We start from the raw sequence: 16,291 nt of genomic DNA on the forward strand, positions 1-16,291 counted from the left end.
TTTTATAATATTGAGTTTTAATACTTAATACTGTTAACAAAATTAATTTAATGTTTATAACCTGCCGTGTGCAGCTAGTAAGGAATAGGGAATATAATGTCGAATATTAATAAAATTATCGCTCGCGAAATCATGGATTCTCGTGGTAACCCAACAGTTGAGGTTGATGTTTTTCTTGAATCTGGTGCTTGGGGGCGAGCTGCAGCTCCTTCTGGCGCATCAACAGGCTCGCGTGAAGCATTAGAATTACGCGACGGCGATAAAGCACGCTATTTAGGTAAAGGCGTTTTAAAAGCCGTTGCCGCTGTTAATGTCAATATTTCGAATGCGCTTATCGGCCAAAGTGCTTTAGATCAAGCTAACATCGATCAAATCATGATTGATTTAGATGGTACAGAGAACAAAGAAACATTTGGTGCTAATGCTATTCTTGCTGTGTCATTAGCAAATGCAAAAGCTGCCGCAATGGAAAAGAAAATACAATTATTCGAACATATTGCTGACCTTAATGGTACGCCAGGCCAATACTCTTTGCCGTTACCTATGATGAATATCATTAACGGTGGTGAACATGCCGATAATAACGTAGATATTCAAGAGTTTATGGTACAACCTGTTGGCGCTAAAAGCTTTACAGAAGCACTACGTATGGGGGCAGAAATTTTCCATGCACTTAAAAAAGTATTATCTGCAAAAGGTTTAAACACGGCTGTTGGCGATGAAGGTGGTTTTGCTCCTGATTTAGCCTCTAATGCCGATGCATTAGCTGTAATAAAAGAAGCTGTAGCTGCAGCGGGTTACGAGTTAGGTAAAGATGTAACGTTAGCGATGGATTGTGCTGCTTCTGAATTTTACGATGCAGACAAAGGTATTTACGACCTTAAAGGTGAAGGCAAGCAATTTACCGCGAACGAATTCTCTGATTTCTTAGCAACACTTTGTGAAGAATATCCAATTGTTTCAATTGAAGATGGCTTAGATGAGTCAGATTGGGACGGTTTTGCTTACCAAACTAAATTATTAGGCGATAAAGTTCAAATCGTTGGTGATGATTTATTCGTCACTAATACTAAAATTTTAGCCCGTGGTATTGAGCAAGGTATTGGTAACTCAATCTTAATCAAGTTCAACCAAATTGGTACATTAACTGAAACGTTAGCCGCAATTAAAATGGCAAAAGATGCTGGCTTTACTGCGGTTATCTCTCACCGTTCAGGCGAAACTGAAGATGCAACGATTGCTGACTTAGCGGTAGGAACAGCAGCAGGTCAAATTAAGACAGGTTCACTTTGTCGTTCTGATCGTGTTTCTAAGTACAACCAATTACTTCGTATTGAAGAATCCCTTGGCGATAAAGCTGTATTTAATGGTCTATCAGAAGTTAAAGGCCAATAACGTTAAATTAATTGCGTGATGGCACTCTGACGGCGTCAGTTGTACTCACTGACACTTGTCAGCTCCGTGCAACTTCCTTGTCAGAGCACCATCACACGGCTAATTTAATCGTTATTATTTACTACTCATTGTTTTAAGTGAAAAAGTCAGCGAATTTGCTTGTTTTATTTATATTACAAGCTTGCGTGTGGACCAAATACTTCGTAATGAATGTTGTTTTCGCCTACGCCAAGTTTTAACAGTTGTTGTTTGGCAAATTGCATAAATGCGATAGGACCACATAAATAGAAGTTACCATTTTCAGTTGGCAAATCAACAGTTGATAAGTCCATCATTCCTTTATTAATATGAGGTTGTTGTTCAGTTTTGTTTTTATACCAAACCTTTTGCTGCCAGCTATTACTTTGTACTAATTCATGAGTACGCTTTGAAAAAGAGTGTTGCTCTGTGTCCTCACAAGCATGTAAAAAGTATACTTGATGGCTATGTTTTCTATCTGCTAATGTTTCTAGCATGCTTTGCATCGGTGTTATGCCAACACCGGCTGAAATTAGCACCGTAGGTGATTGTCTATCAATAAAGAAAAAATCCCCAGCGGGCGCGTAAAGCTTTACTTCGTCGCCAACATTAATTTCATCGTGTAAGTAATTTGATACCTTGCCCGGAACCCCTAACTGTTCTCGTTTTACAGAAATACGGTAGTTTTTACCATTAGGTTTATCTGACAACGAGTATTGACGAATTTCTTTATAATCATTGCCTGTTGGTTTAACTTCAAGCCCTAAATATTGGCCAGGTATAAAATCGATCACTGGTCCTTGATCTATAGGAGCAAAAGTAAAACTTTTAACTAAAGCTGATTCGCTAACAGCCTCAATAACTTTAAATGTTCTTGCCCCTTGCCAGCCGCCAATAGCTAGTGAGCGTTGTTGGTATAATTCGTCTTCACGGTTAATAAAAATACCCGCTAAAAATTGATAAGCACTAGTCCAGGCAGACTCAACTTCAGGTGTAAATGCTGCTGTTGCCAATTCACGCAGTGTTTCAATTAAATGATGTCCAACTATGGCGTAATGATCTGGCTGAATATTAAAGCTTGTGTGTTTTTGCGCAATACGTTCAACAGCTGAGGTTAATGCACTTAAGTTTTCAATGTTTTTTGCATAAGCCGCTATTGCTTCAAATAACGCTACTTGTTGTCTGCCTGTTTTTTGATTCGACATATTAAAAATATCTTGTAACTCTGGATTATGAGAGAACAAGCGTTGGTAGAAATGTGAGGTTAGTGCCGGGCCAGCATTTTCTAATAGTGGAATCGTACTTTTAATTATGTCGATGTGTTTGTCGGTTAGCATTTTTTTTCCTAAGTAGGTATGTAGATGTAAAATTCTTATATAAAAACCACAAGGTTATTAAAGGGCTTCTCTGTAGGTAAATTTATTTCTCAACGAGTTAAGCTAAAAGTTCTTGTTACCAAAACCGTGTAAAGCCACACAGCGCAGAACGTAGCCAAGCTTTAATGCACCAGCAAAAATAATGGTCGAGATATGCGCAAAAACTTGTGTTGGAATGGCAAAGTAGTTATCAAATACAAAAGTCACTGTGATACTCAAAGCAATAACAATGAAAGAAAACAGCATCATGGTATTGCCTAGAGTTAAACATTTTTGAAAGTTGAGTGCGTGCTTAACTTCAGGTAAATGTTTAGCAATTGAGAATTGTGCGTACATCATTAACTCCTTTGTTACTGTTTAATAAAACAATAAATAACGTGATTACTTGCACAGATTTATGCAGCTACAAGTTATATGGCAAATTAAATGCCATATTTTTATTTACTTTAATATCAAGGTTTTATTTTTATTATTTACTTTGTGTAGTCAAATGGACTCCTTGTGTTTGTAGTCTTAATGACTCTTGTGTGTTATTTTGTTTTTGTGTCTATTGAGGAGTTCGTTCATGAACCAAATATCATCAACCGCTATTATTGAGCTAGCACTAGATTTAGCCAGTAGCCTTAACAGTAAGGATCGATTTGATCGCTTGCTTGATACCGTAAGAAAAACCATTACTTGTGATGCTGTTGCTTTATTATCGTTTCATGGCGATATACTCACTCCAATAGCAATACAGGGACTGAGCAGAGACACTATTGGGCGACGTTTTTTGCTTACTGAGCATCCTAGGTTTGATGTTATTTGCCAATCTAAGCAACCTATTCGCTTTGCTACAGACTCACCTTTACCTGACCCTTACGATGGGTTACTTATTGATAGAGAAGATGATTTACCCGTGCACTCATGTATGGGGTTACCGCTATATTACGATGACAAGTTGTTAGGGCTTTTAACCATAGATAGCTTAACGCCTTATGAATTTGACAATATTCCCGAGCGAACATTAGTTGTGATATCTGCAATAGCCGCAGCCACATTAAATACCGCATTTTTAATTGAGCAATTAGAAACTCGAGCTGATCACTCTCAAAAAGTGGTGGCAGAGCTAACCGAAGAAGCCTGGAAGCGTGATGGTGGTGAATTAATTGGCGAAAGTTTGGTTATGCAAAAGCTTAAAGAAGAATTAGCCATTGTAGCCAATTCAGAATTTAATATTCTAATTTATGGTGAAACAGGGGTAGGTAAAGAATTAGTCGCTCGAACTTTACATCATAAATCACCTCGCCAACATGGACCTCTGGTTTATGTTAACTGTGCAGCCCTGCCAGAAAATTTAATTGAAAGTGAATTGTTCGGCCATGTTAAGGGCGCGTTTACCGGAGCAGAAAAAAACCGTGCAGGTAAATTTATATTAGCGAACGGCGGAACCTTATTTTTAGATGAAATTGGTGAGCTCACTTTAGCCGCCCAAAGTAAAATTTTACGCGCTATTCAAAGCAATGAAATACAGCCTGTAGGTCAAGACAAAGTAGAACAAGTCAATGTTCGTATAATTGCGGCAACCAACAGAGACTTAAAAGTAGAAGCGCAAAACGGTCGTTTTCGTTTAGACCTTTATCACAGGCTAAGTGTTTACCCTATTAAGGTGCCCAACCTTGAAGAACGTTTAGGTGACATTCAAATACTAAGTGGTTATTTTGTTGAAAAAACAAAACGTAAACTCGGCGTGGCGCAATTAAAAATAACGTCTGAAGCTATCAATTATCTTGAGCAATATCATTGGCCTGGTAACGTTCGAGAACTAGAACATGTAGTCAGTCGTTCGGCATTAAAAGCTCGTGCACGACAACAAGGCAAGAAAATAATATCGATTGAAAAACAAGATTGCGGTAGGTTACTCAATCTTCAATCTACAGCTGTAAAAGCAGATAATATAGAAATTAATACCAATGCAGACATTAACTTATCTCAAACAACTATTAACCTCAGAGATGAAACTGAGCAGTTTCAACGACAAGTTATTAAACAGGTGTTAATACAAGAAAATGGTAATTGGGCAGCTACAGCAAGAAGGCTATCTGTTGATCGTGCTAATTTAAATCGCATTGCTAAAAGACTCGATATTAAAGTCATTAAAAGTATCTATTAGCGCTGCCTAAATCGGTGTTTGTTCTTCGAAAGCAAACTTAGTATGGTAATAACTTAAGTATAGTTATATGAAAGTTACTATTATCTGTGCGCTAATTCAGAGTAATGATATACCTTTGAGTGGGTAATAAATGAATAAATTATTGCTAATATTTATGTTGATAATATCTAATTTTATCATCCCAGCCGTTGCGGAAGATAAAAAGCTTTATGTTTATCTTGATGCTGATCTTTCTGATAATAAAGCCTCTTCAAAAGCTATACAGCAGGGCATTGAGCTTGCTTTTAGTGAAATAGATAACACACTTAACGATTTTACCATTGCATTTAAATATTTAAATCATCGTGGCAATGCTATTAGAAGTAAGCGCAATTATCAGGCGTTTATCAATGACCCTAATGCCTTAGTTATTTATTCAGGTATTCATTCACCTCCACTGATCAAAAACCGAACTTATATTAATGAGAATAAAGCGTTAACTCTTATTCCTTGGGCGGCGGCTGATTATATAACACGTTATCCATCAACAGAGAATTGGATGTTTAGGCTGTCTATTGATGACAGCAGAGCAGGCCCATTTCTTATTAATTACGCTATAACTGAGCAACAATGCAAAAAGCCACATTTGTTGCTCGAAAAAACGCCCTGGGGTGATGCCAACTTAAAAACGATGTCAGAAGCTTTAAAAACTCATGGCATAGATAAACATGAAACAACACGCTTTTCTTGGAATATAAAAGCAAAAGCAGCAGCGGTAATTGTAAATGAAATTGCCCACTCACAAAGCGATTGTATCGTTTTGGTTAGTAATGCAACGGAAGGTGCGGTAATTGTAAATGAAATTTTGAATAAACCTGAGAACCAACGTTTACCCATTATTAGCCATTGGGGTATTACTAGTGGTAATTTTCATGAAATTATTTCAAATGAACGTCGTAAGACATTACAGTTAAACTTTATACAGACTTGCTTTGCTTTCACAAACCCTTATCAAAGTTCATTTGCAAATGACGTTTTTTCGAAATTAATTGCGCATTCTAAAGGAGAAATAACGGAACCAGCAGATTTAAAGTCTGCAGTTGGCTTTATTCATGCTTATGATCTTACTAAGTTATTTATCCAAGCGGTTAAACAAGTTGGTCTATCTGGGGAAATGAATATAGATCGAAATAACATTCGTTTAGCACTAGAAAATATTGATAAACCAATTCAAGGCTTAGTTAAAAACTATATAAAGCCCTTTTCGAAATTTGATCAAAAAACCAATAATAATGCTCATGAAGCATTAGACTTAGATTCTTATTGTATGGCTAAGTTTGGTAAAAGTGATGAGATTTTAATTGCTGTAGATTTATAAGTGAACTTAGCCACTATCAAAATGAATTACAGTATGCTGTCAGCTGAACGTATTTGGGTATTCTAATTGAGTAGTCTAGTTACTTTTGATTATAGACCTGAGCTAATTTAGGGCAGGTCTATACATTAATAACTAACCTAAGACTTTAGTTACTGAGTTTATCTTTTGGTAATATCAAGTTTAATCCAATGGCAACTAACGCACACAAACTAATACCTTGAATGCTAAATCCGCCTAAATTTAATGCCATTCCACCAATACCAAAAACCAACACTACGGCAAAAATAATGAAGTTTCTAGGTTGATCAAAGTCTACTTTTGCTTTCACTAAACTACCTAAACCGACACTGGCAATTAAACCAAATAGCAACATCATAATACCGCCCATTACGGCACCAGGAATAGTGTGCAACAAAGCGCCAAGCTTGCCAACAAAAGCCATAATAATTGCCGTACAAGCAGCCCAAGTCATAATTCTAGGGTTAAACGCTTTGGTTAGCATTACAGCACCAGTAACTTCTGAATATGTCGTATTAGGTGGGCCACCTAACATTGAAGCCGCTGTTGTAGCTATACCATCACCGAATAGTGTGCGGTGTAAGCCAGGCTTTTTAATGTAGTCTTTACCGGTTGCAGAGCCAATAGCTAAAATATCACCAATGTGTTCAATAGCAGGGGCAATTGCAATGGGTAACATATAGATAATGGCCTGCCAGTTAAATTCTGGTGCGCTAAATTTAGGCATGGCAAACCATGCGGCATTTTGTACTGGAGTAAAATCAATAATGCCATGATATAGCGATAATAAATAACCGACAGTAATACCTGATAAAATCGGCATTAAACGCATAAAACCTTTACTAAATGCTGAAACTAAAAGGGTAGTTAAAAGCGCAGGCAGTGAAATACTTAATGCTACCGACTGAGATATAAGCTCTGCAGAGCCGTCACCTGTTCGACCCAAAGCCATATGAACAGCAACTGGTGCTAGTGATAAACCAATAACCATAATAATGGGGCCAGTAACAATGGGCGGCAAATATTTACTGATAAAACCTACACCACGCGCTTTGATTAAACCACTGAAGCACATGTACACGCCGCCTACCACAGCAAGAGCGCCCATAGTTGCCGGAATTCCCCAAGTTTGTGTGCTGTACATAATAGGAGCAATAAAAACAAACGAAGAGGCTAAAAAAACCGGTACTTTACCTTTGGTGACTAATTGAAATAATAAGGTACCAATACCGGCAGTGCATAAAGCAACATTAGGATCTAAGCCGGTGAGCAATGGCATTAACACTAGCGCGCCAAAAGCAACAAACAACATTTGAGTGCCAGTAATTATTTCTTTAAAGAGAGATTGTTGTTGAAGATTTTCTATTTGGCTATTTTCTGTGGTCATATATTGCTCTTTAAAACTGCCAGCAGACTGACAGTTTAATCAGGTTAAACCATTTTATGGCGAAAGTTATATTAACTATCGATAATTAGCACTATTTAGTGCCGAAAATTTTATCCCCAGCATCACCTAAACCCGGCAATATATAACCAGCGTCATCTAAGCAGTCGTCTACAGAAGCTGTATATAATTCAACGTCAGGATGCGCTTTTTCTAGGGCAGCAACACCTTCTGGTGCGGCAACTAAAACAAGCGCTTTAATATTAGTTGAACCACGCTCTTTAAGAAGATCTATCGTAGCGACCATAGAGCCACCCGTAGCCAGCATTGGATCGATAACTAAGGCTAAACGTTCTTCAATTTGACCAGCAAGCTTTTCAAAATAAAATACAGGCTCTAATGTTTCTTCATTTCGGTACATGCCAACAACAGAGATTCTAGCACTAGGAATAAGCTCTAAAACCCCATCCATCATACCTAAGCCAGCACGTAAAATTGGTACAACCGTTACTTTTTTACCTTTAATTTGTTCTACTTGAATTTCACCATTCCAACTATTAATTGTTGTTGTTTCTACTTCCATATTTTTCGTGGCTTCATAGGTTAATAAACAGCCCACTTCAGAAGCAAGTTCACGAAAACGCTTCGTGCTGATATCGGCTTCACGCATTAAGCCAAGCTTGTGTTTAATTAGGGGATGTTTTACTTCGATTACGCTCATTATTTGCTCCAGAAGCTTGATGAAAATATTTTTTCGATATTATACCCAAACAACCTAAAAATGCTTGCTTGAGAGGTGATAATTTTTTGTTTTATTGTTAACGATTAAATCTTATGTATAACTTGGGTATTTAAACACTAATAAATCAGTTTATTTTATCTAATTAGCACTAATTTTACCAAAACTTAACATTGTTTAAATGCTTCCTTTAAACGCATAGTATAATCAAGGTTTTGTTATGTTCGGCCATTAGAAACACACAAAATGATGTTTTAAAGCTAGCTGTTGAACAGTGAATAGCAAAAACTTGATGTGCTATTTTATCTTTACACAACAATCGAGTATGCTTAAATTATCAGCATCTCTTAAAGTAGTAATTAAATTCATGGTGACTCAATCATTATTATGGCAATCGCAACAACAGTCTTCAGACTTTGCTGAGCTTTGTAATGCCCTATATGAACGAGAACTAACCGCTTTAGCTCGAGATGAAAACGTAATACTCACCAGTTTGCAAAACCGCATAAAAAGCTTGCCTCATTATGTAAAACGCACCGCTTTTGCGCTACTTAATGCGCAAACACCTCTCGAATTAGATATTCAAAATGCGAGTTGGTCGGCTAAGCAAGGCAATGCTCATCCATCAATAAGCCAACTCTCAGATGATGAAAATGTTATGACATGGTATCGAAACCAATCTTTGGTGCTTGGCTTAGTCGTGCCAATAGGGCTTAATAGCCATATTGTACTGGACAGCATTGACAGAATAGATCGAGAAAAACAACGTATTCGCACTAATGTGTATGGCTGGTTTTACTTAACTACTAATTCCTCTGATAACCATGAAGATAGCGAACTACTGAAAAATGGCGTTAATTTACTTAAGCCGACGAAAAAAATTATGACAGCAGCTTGCGCAGGGCATTGCTGGCAAAATAGTCGTAAGTCGCAACCTATCATGCCATCATTACGTGAATTACTACTTTCTTGTACAATTAATTGGCGTAATTTCAAACAACCTAGGGTAAATTAGACTAACAATGGCTTTTAAATCTCGTTGGGTGTTTACAGCAGACGGTACGCATTTATAATAGCGTATTAATAACCTTCTTTAATTTCAACTTTAGATATTTTATGCGGCTTATCACGGCAGTTTTACTACTTTTTCTCATACTTTTACAATACCGACTTTGGTTTGGTAAAAATAGTGTGCCTGATTATTTAGCTTTAGAAGACGAGGTTAGTCGACAAGTTGTAAACAACAATAAGCTTAAGCAAAGAAATAAATTACTGTATGCCGATACCGACGATTTAAAGTCTGGTACTGAAGCCATTGAAGAACGAGCTCGTCATGAGCTAGGTATGATTAAACAAGGTGAAACTTTTTTTCGTGTGATACCTAATGATGATGCCGATGAAAAGGAACGATTGCGATAATGAGCGATTCAATAGGGCATTTTACCGTAGTTGTGCCCGCAGCAGGCGTTGGTAAACGCATGCTTTCAGCCTGTCCAAAACAATATTTAAGTATTGAAAATATCACCATTTTAGAGCATACCGTTCAGCGTTTACTGAGCCACCCAGCAATTGCCCACGTTGTTATTGCCTTAGGTGAAAATGACGAATACTTTTCTCATACTGCATTATCAAACAACCCTAATGTTACTCAAGTTGTTGGCGGTAAAGAGCGAGTGGATTCAGTTCTTGCAGGACTAAAACATGTAAATGCAATGAAAGAGCCTTGGGTTTTGGTTCATGATGCAGCAAGACCTTGCGTTCGACATTGTGATTTAACTCAACTGATAACTTATTGTCTTGAAAATAATCATGGCGGCCTGTTAGCTTCTCCAGTGCGTGACACCATGAAACAGGCAGATAATAAACAACGGGTGGCATCAACATTAGATCGCAGCCAAATGTGGCATGCGTTAACGCCTCAAATGTATAAAACTGTTGAATTAACCTCAGCGATAACTTCAGTGCTAGCTAACGGTATTGATATCACCGATGAATCCTCAGCGATGGAAGCGCTAAGTTATGATAGCGGCTTAGTGAAGGGAAGTAGTGATAATATAAAAATAACTCAGCCAGAAGATTTGTTTTTAGCCGAGTTCATACTAAATCAACAAAAAAATAATTTAGCTGTAGAGGCAATATGAGAATAGGACATGGTTTCGACGTTCATAAGTTTGGTGGTGCAGGACCGATAGTTTTAGGTGGTATTGAGATCCCTTTCGAGTATGGCTTTATCGCTCACTCTGATGGTGATGTTGCCATACACGCATTATGTGATGCCATTTTAGGCGCATTATGTTTGGCTGACATAGGTAATCATTTTCCCGATACTGACGGTGAATATGAAAATATTTCCAGCCGAATTTTATTACGCCATGTTGTTGGCTTAATGCAAGAAAGAGGTTTTTGCTTGGGTAATGCCGATATTACCGTGTGTGCTCAAGCGCCTAAAATGGCACCGCATCTTCTCGCCATGCGTGAATGTTTAGCACAAGATTTACAAGCAGATATAGACCAAATAAATGTCAAAGCAACAACAACTGAAAAACTAGGTTATGTTGGTCGAAAAGAAGGCGTATCAGTACATGCAGTAGTGCTATTGATGAAAGACAGCAATGACAATAAAATAAAATCGCCAATTAAAGCCGCGGTTAATCATGATGCTGAAGTACACAAGCATAGTGCAGCATCTTTAACTGATCAAAGCATATCTGCTTTGCCTGAATTTGCATATTTATATGGTAAACCTAAATCTACCGGTTTATTAAGACAACACAGGTCAGATTTTAAAGTATTTGAAAAAATACCTTTCAAACCCTGTGGTGAAGGTGAACACCTTTATATTCATATTCGAAAAACCGGTGCCAATACCGCTTTTGTTGCTAAGCAATTAGCACAGTATTTTTCCGTTAAAGAGTCGTTAGTTTCTTATGCTGGTTTAAAAGATCGCTTTGCGGTAACTGAACAATGGTTCGGGGTGCATTTGCCGGGCAAACAAAACTATGACTTAAGTGATTTAAGCATTGAAGGTGTTGAGGTTTTATCATTTAAACGTCATAACAAAAAATTGCGTATTGGTGGCTTAGACGGCAATCGCTTTGAAATCACTTTACGTGATGTAACCGATATTGATGAACTCGTTAGGCGTTGGCATGTTGTAAGTAACTTTGGTGTGCCTAATTACTTTGGCGAGCAACGTTTTGGTATTAGTGGCGGTAATATTGAAAAAGCTATTGGGTTATTCTCTGGCCAAAAAGTTAAAGACAAGAAAAAGCGTGGTATGTATTTATCTGCGGCACGTTCGTTAATTTTTAATCAAATGCTAAGTCAACGTATTGAGCAACAAATATTCGACAACATAATCAATGGCGATGTTTTAATGTTAGCGGGCACGCAATCGGTATTTTTAGCCGATGTTAGTGACGAAAGTTTAACAACGCGTCTTAATGAACATGATATTGATATTACCGCGCCAATGTGGGGCGCAGGTGAGTTAATGACAACCGACGAAGCCCGTACTTTTGAACAAAGTATTGCCGATTTACAACCAACACTTTGCGAGGGCTTACCTCGCTTTGGTTTAAAACAAGAACGTCGTAGAATTCGTCTCAATATTAAAGAAACCGATATTACAGTAGATAACGATATAGTTACGTTGTCATTTTTCTTGCCTGCTGGCGCTTATGCCACCACCATCATGCGAGAGCTCATTGATTATACCGACCTTACAGAGCGTGTAGATATAAACATGAATAGAAACTCAACGGCGATCACTCAGGCTGAGCTTAATATTTCAGCCGATAACACGGAGTTGAAAAACTGAACATGAGAATATTATTAAGTAATGATGACGGTGTTCATGCCGACGGAATTAAAGTTTTATATGATGAGCTTGTAAAATATTTTGATGTTACGGTTGTTGCTCCCGATAGAAACTGTAGCGGCGCTAGCAATTCATTAACTTTATTAAATCCCTTGCGTGCCCAAACATTAGAAAATGGCTTTATTTCTGTCAATGGCACGCCTACAGATGCCGTGCATTTAGGGGCCGCTCAACTAATGCAGCCTCAACCAGATTTAGTTGTGGCGGGTATTAACCATGGTGCTAACTTAGGTGATGATACTATCTATTCAGGTACGGTTGCTGCGGCAACTGAAGGGCGTCATTTAGGTATGCCTGCAATAGCGGTTTCATTAGTATCCTCTAATCCTAAGCACTTTCAAACGGCAGCGGTGGTTACAGCAAAATTTATTGAACGCTTGAAGCTTCACCCACTGCCGAGCGATCAAATTATTAACATTAATGTACCTGATATATCGCTTAAAGAACTCAAAGGTATACAAGTAACTCGGCTAGGCAACCGTCATAAAGCAGAAACGATGAAAAAGGTGAAAGATCCTTGGCAACGTGATATTTACTGGTACGGCCCATTAGGACAAGAGCTTGATGCCGGTACAGGTACTGATTTTTATGCTGTAGCTAATGGCTATGCCTCAATTACCCCGTTAACAATAGATATGACCGCTTATAAAAGCTTGGCAAAAATGACTGAATGGATTAATGAACTTTCAATATGAGACAAAGTAATATCAATACCAGAGTAAGCAGTAATATCAGTGGTAAATCGGGTCGTAGTGGTGAATTACTGGCTCAAAAATTACTGGTTGAGGGCATCAAAAATCAACAAGTATTAAGAGCGATAGCAAGTTCTCCTCGACATATATTTGTACCCGAAATTTTAGCGCATAAAGCTTATGACAATACGGCGTTGCCCATTGGACAAGGTCAAACTATTTCACAACCTTATATTGTGGCAAAAATGTCAGAATTGTTACTTGCTGATGGCGTGCCTGACAGTATTCTAGAAATAGGCACGGGTTCTGGCTACCAAACCTCAATATTGGCGCAATTAACCCCTAAAGTGTTTTCCGTTGAGCGTATTAAGTCACTGCAATGGCAAGCAAAACGTCGTTTACGTTCGATGGATCTACATAATGTTTCAATGAAGCATGGCGATGGTTGGCAAGGTTGGCAAAGCAAAGCACCTTTTCAAGCAATCATTGTAACGGCTGCTCCAACTAAAGTGCCCCAAGCATTATTAGAGCAACTTGCCGATGGTGGACGTTTAATTATTCCTGTTGGTGAACAAAGCCAAGTGTTAAAATTAATTACCCGTCAAGGTGATGAATTTAACGAGCAGCAAATTGAAGCTGTCCGTTTTGTTCCTTTAGTACCTGGCGCGTTAGGATAGTTTGTGAAAATATTTTCTGCATTATACGAATGGACACTTAAATGGGCTGAGCATCAATTTGCTCCAAGAATCTTAGCGGCTTTAAGCTTTGCTGAGTCAGTTTTTTTTCCGATCCCTCCCGATGTATTACTAGCGCCTATGGTAATGGCGCAACGCGAAAAAGCTTGGCGTTTTGCAACCATTACCACTATTGCCTCAGTGCTGGGTGGTATAGTTGGCTATGGCTTAGGCTACTTAATGTTTGAACCTTGGATACAACCACTGATAACTGAATTTGGTTATCAAGCGCGATTCGATAAAGCTATGTTATGGTTTAGTGAGTGGGGAGTTTGGGTGGTGTTTATTGCCGGTTTCTCTCCAATCCCTTATAAATTATTCACCGTAAGTGCGGGTTTTTTAAGTATGGCGTTTTTACCATTTCTAATTGCCTCCGCAGTTGGTCGTGGCATGCGATTTTTTATGGTAGCCGGCATTATTCGTTGGGGCGGTGCCGCGATGGAGAAAAAACTGAAACAGTGGGTTGATGTTTTAGGTTGGCTGGTTGTTATTGCCATTGTTGTTGCTTATGTCGCAACACGCTAAAAGGTAACTTTATCATTATGACGAAATGGATGCAGGGTCACTCAATTAGCACTAATCATATATTGGTACTAATGCTGCTAATAGCCATTAATGGCTGTTCTACGCGTAGCAAACCTGCTCCTGTTGTTGATGTTCAAGGTTCGCTTCCTTTAAGCCAAAGATTGAAAAATAGCGTCACAGGAAGTGAATATATAGTCAAAAAAGGTGAAACGCTATATTCAATAGCATGGCGAGCAGATGTCGATATTCGTACCTTAGCGGCTATCAATAATATTAAAGCACCCTACAATATTTACCCGCAGCAAAAACTGCTTTTAGTTAAAAAAGCGAGTAAACCTAGCGCTAATAACACTAACAGTAAAAGCCGCACATCATCAAAACAAAAAGTTATAAAAAAACCTATTGCGCAGAAGAAAAAGCAAGCGTATGGTGGAAGTGTAGCTGAACGAAAAGTAAGCAACAATGATCAGCAACAAACCACTGTCTTTTCACAAAAAATACGTAATTGGCGGTGGCCTGCTAAAGGAAAGGTTATTCGTAATTTTTCCACAGCAAAACAAGGAAATAAAGGAATCGACATTGCGGGGCGTCGCGGTGATTCGGTAAAAGCAACAGCAGACGGCAAAGTAGTTTATGCCGGTGGTGCCTTGCAAGGGTACGGTCAATTAATCATAGTTAAACATAACGAAGATTACCTCAGTGCTTATGCACATAATGATCGCATTCTAGTGAAAGAGCAGCAGGTTGTAAAAGCCGGTCAAGTGATTGCTAAAATGGGTGATACAGACGCTGAAAGAGTCATGCTTCATTTTGAGGTTCGCTTTCGCGGAAAATCAGTTAATCCTATGAAGTATTTGCCGAAATAATAATAAAAATTTATAAAAATAAATTGGAGCCAATGTGAGTAATTAGTCAGTAAATTTAGCTTAAGCTAAAAAGGGAGATATAACATGGGTATAAAGAAAGAACCAACATGTTCTGATGTTGCCGTTAAGGAAAAGTTAACCAGCACTACGGTGGAAGCACCTGAAGAAACTTCTTCTAGTCTGGATGCAACACAAATATATTTAAGTGAAATAGGATTTTCACCCCTACTAACCGCCGAAGAAGAAGTCTATTTTTCTCGCCTCGCCCTAAAAGGAGATGAACGTTCACGTAAACGTATGATTGAAAGTAATCTCCGTTTAGTTGTAAAAATTTCTCGCCGTTATAATAATCGTGGTTTACCCCTGTTAGATCTTATAGAAGAAGGTAATTTAGGGTTAATTCGCGCAGTTGAAAAGTTTGATCCAGAACGTGGATTTAGGTTTTCTACTTATGCTACTTGGTGGATTCGTCAAACCATTGAGCGCGCCATTATGAATCAAACCCGCACCATACGCTTACCTATTCATGTGGTTAAAGAACTTAATATTTATTTACGCACTGCCCGTGAGCTAGTGCAAAAACTTGATCATGAACCCACTGCTGAAGATATTGCCCTAGAACTTGATGTTCCTATCGAAAGTGTTAGTAAAATGCTGCGTTTGAATGAGCGTATCGCCTCTGTTGATTCTCCTTTCGGTGGCGATGGCGAAAAAGTTTTATTAGATGTTATTCCTGACGAAAAATCTGGCGGACCAGAAACAAAGCTGCAAAGTAGCGACATTAAACACAGTATAGTTGATTGGCTGGATGAACTTAATTCTAAACAACGTGAAGTATTAGCAAGGCGTTTTGGCTTATTAGGTTACGAAGCGGCTACCCTTGAAGATGTGGGTGTTGAAATCGGTTTAACGCGTGAACGTGTTCGCCAAATACAAGTAGAAGCATTGAAGCGTTTACGCGATATTTTAAGTCAGCAAGATTTATCTATCGAAGCGTTATTTCAAGTATAAATTTACTCGACTATTAATTATGTTTTTAAATAAAAAAAACCAGCGATTGCTGGTTTTTTTAGGTCAATATTTTTGTCTACTTCAGCTAAATATTAGTTTACTGCAAGTTGATTAATCAGCGGCTCATTATTACTGTTGAAAAGT

Annotated in this window: 16 protein-coding genes and 2 pseudogenes; 14 read left to right on the forward strand and 4 right to left on the reverse strand. The window is 38.2% G+C overall.

What is annotated here, in order from left to right; all coding sequences use genetic code 11:
* Nucleotides 1–96: 96 nt before the first annotated feature.
* A complete protein-coding gene (gene eno, locus B6A32_RS11805) occupies nucleotides 97–1,395 on the forward strand; it encodes a phosphopyruvate hydratase (protein WP_085304259.1) in 1,299 nt (432 codons plus the stop codon).
* 173 nt (nucleotides 1,396–1,568) lie between these two features.
* Here the strand turns inward: eno and hmpA are convergent, their stop codons facing one another.
* Both hmpA and B6A32_RS11815 read right to left on the reverse strand, forming a co-directional pair.
* Nucleotides 1,569–2,750 carry an NO-inducible flavohemoprotein gene (gene hmpA, locus B6A32_RS11810; RefSeq protein ID WP_085304261.1) on the reverse strand — a complete coding sequence of 394 codons (1,182 nt, stop codon included), beginning with the start codon at nucleotides 2,748–2,750 and terminating at the stop codon, nucleotides 1,569–1,571.
* Nucleotides 2,751–2,852: 102 nt separating this feature from the next.
* On the reverse strand, nucleotides 2,853–3,128 hold the full coding sequence (locus B6A32_RS11815; protein WP_233131401.1) for a hypothetical protein: 276 nt from the start codon (nucleotides 3,126–3,128) through the stop codon (nucleotides 2,853–2,855).
* A 226-nt stretch (nucleotides 3,129–3,354) separates the two neighbouring features.
* Between B6A32_RS11815 and norR the strand changes: the two genes are divergently transcribed.
* A complete protein-coding gene (norR, locus tag B6A32_RS11820) occupies nucleotides 3,355–4,941 on the forward strand; it encodes a nitric oxide reductase transcriptional regulator NorR (RefSeq protein ID WP_085304265.1) in 1,587 nt (528 codons plus the stop codon).
* A 130-nt stretch (nucleotides 4,942–5,071) separates the two neighbouring features.
* Nucleotides 5,072–6,298, forward strand: coding sequence for an ABC transporter substrate-binding protein (locus tag B6A32_RS11825; RefSeq protein ID WP_085304267.1), 1,227 nt, complete (start codon nucleotides 5,072–5,074; stop codon nucleotides 6,296–6,298).
* Nucleotides 6,299–6,443: 145 nt separating this feature from the next.
* Here B6A32_RS11825 and B6A32_RS11830 read toward each other — a convergent pair whose 3' ends face one another.
* Both B6A32_RS11830 and upp read right to left on the reverse strand, forming a co-directional pair.
* Nucleotides 6,444–7,703 carry a uracil-xanthine permease family protein gene (locus tag B6A32_RS11830; RefSeq protein WP_085304270.1) on the reverse strand — a complete coding sequence of 420 codons (1,260 nt, stop codon included), beginning with the start codon at nucleotides 7,701–7,703 and terminating at the stop codon, nucleotides 6,444–6,446.
* A gap of 91 nt (nucleotides 7,704–7,794) precedes the next feature.
* Entirely contained in the window at nucleotides 7,795–8,421 is a 627-nt protein-coding gene (upp, locus tag B6A32_RS11835) for a uracil phosphoribosyltransferase (protein ID WP_085304272.1), read from the reverse strand.
* A gap of 343 nt (nucleotides 8,422–8,764) precedes the next feature.
* Here upp and B6A32_RS11840 point away from each other — a divergent pair, with 343 nt between their 5' ends.
* The 11 genes and pseudogenes from B6A32_RS11840 to rpoS all read left to right on the forward strand — a co-directional run bounded on the left by B6A32_RS11840 (nucleotide 8,765) and on the right by rpoS (nucleotide 16,147).
* Nucleotides 8,765–9,454 carry a hypothetical protein gene (locus B6A32_RS11840; protein ID WP_233131402.1) on the forward strand — a complete coding sequence of 230 codons (690 nt, stop codon included), beginning with the start codon at nucleotides 8,765–8,767 and terminating at the stop codon, nucleotides 9,452–9,454.
* Nucleotides 9,455–9,555: 101 nt separating this feature from the next.
* Nucleotides 9,556–9,858 carry a cell division protein FtsB gene (ftsB, locus tag B6A32_RS11845; protein ID WP_085304274.1) on the forward strand — a complete coding sequence of 101 codons (303 nt, stop codon included), beginning with the start codon at nucleotides 9,556–9,558 and terminating at the stop codon, nucleotides 9,856–9,858.
* On the forward strand, nucleotides 9,858–10,580 hold the full coding sequence (gene ispD, locus B6A32_RS11850) for a 2-C-methyl-D-erythritol 4-phosphate cytidylyltransferase (protein WP_085304276.1): 723 nt from the start codon (nucleotides 9,858–9,860) through the stop codon (nucleotides 10,578–10,580). The genes ftsB and ispD overlap by 1 nt, the downstream gene beginning before the upstream one ends.
* A pseudogene (ispF, locus tag B6A32_RS19360) lies at nucleotides 10,577–11,041 on the forward strand (2-C-methyl-D-erythritol 2,4-cyclodiphosphate synthase); the annotation flags it as partial. The gene ispD and the pseudogene ispF, both read left to right, overlap by 4 nt.
* A gap of 135 nt (nucleotides 11,042–11,176) precedes the next feature.
* Nucleotides 11,177–11,635: pseudogene (gene truD, locus B6A32_RS19635) on the forward strand (tRNA pseudouridine(13) synthase TruD); the annotation flags it as partial.
* 81 nt (nucleotides 11,636–11,716) lie between these two features.
* Nucleotides 11,717–12,259, forward strand: coding sequence for a tRNA pseudouridine(13) synthase TruD (truD, locus tag B6A32_RS19640; protein ID WP_408607671.1), 543 nt, complete (start codon nucleotides 11,717–11,719; stop codon nucleotides 12,257–12,259).
* Nucleotides 12,260–12,261: 2 nt separating this feature from the next.
* Nucleotides 12,262–13,014, forward strand: coding sequence for a 5'/3'-nucleotidase SurE (gene surE, locus B6A32_RS11860; protein ID WP_085304278.1), 753 nt, complete (start codon nucleotides 12,262–12,264; stop codon nucleotides 13,012–13,014).
* Complete coding sequence (locus B6A32_RS11865; protein ID WP_085304280.1) at nucleotides 13,011–13,688, forward strand: protein-L-isoaspartate(D-aspartate) O-methyltransferase; 678 nt, start codon at nucleotides 13,011–13,013, stop codon at nucleotides 13,686–13,688. The genes surE and B6A32_RS11865 overlap by 4 nt, the downstream gene beginning before the upstream one ends.
* A 3-nt stretch (nucleotides 13,689–13,691) precedes the next feature.
* Nucleotides 13,692–14,270 (forward strand): YqaA family protein, encoded by a 579-nt coding sequence (locus B6A32_RS11870; protein ID WP_085304282.1) that lies wholly within the window; start codon nucleotides 13,692–13,694, stop codon nucleotides 14,268–14,270.
* Between the two features lie 17 nt (nucleotides 14,271–14,287).
* Nucleotides 14,288–15,136, forward strand: a complete 849-nt coding sequence (locus B6A32_RS11875; protein WP_233131403.1) for a peptidoglycan DD-metalloendopeptidase family protein — start codon at nucleotides 14,288–14,290, stop codon at nucleotides 15,134–15,136.
* Nucleotides 15,137–15,220: 84 nt separating this feature from the next.
* Entirely contained in the window at nucleotides 15,221–16,147 is a 927-nt protein-coding gene (gene rpoS / locus B6A32_RS11880) for an RNA polymerase sigma factor RpoS (RefSeq protein ID WP_085304284.1), read from the forward strand.
* The last annotated feature ends 144 nt before the right edge of the window (nucleotides 16,148–16,291 follow it).

It is taken from the genome of Colwellia polaris, from assembly GCF_002104515.1.
GTDB lineage: Bacteria > Pseudomonadota > Gammaproteobacteria > Enterobacterales > Alteromonadaceae > Cognaticolwellia > Cognaticolwellia polaris.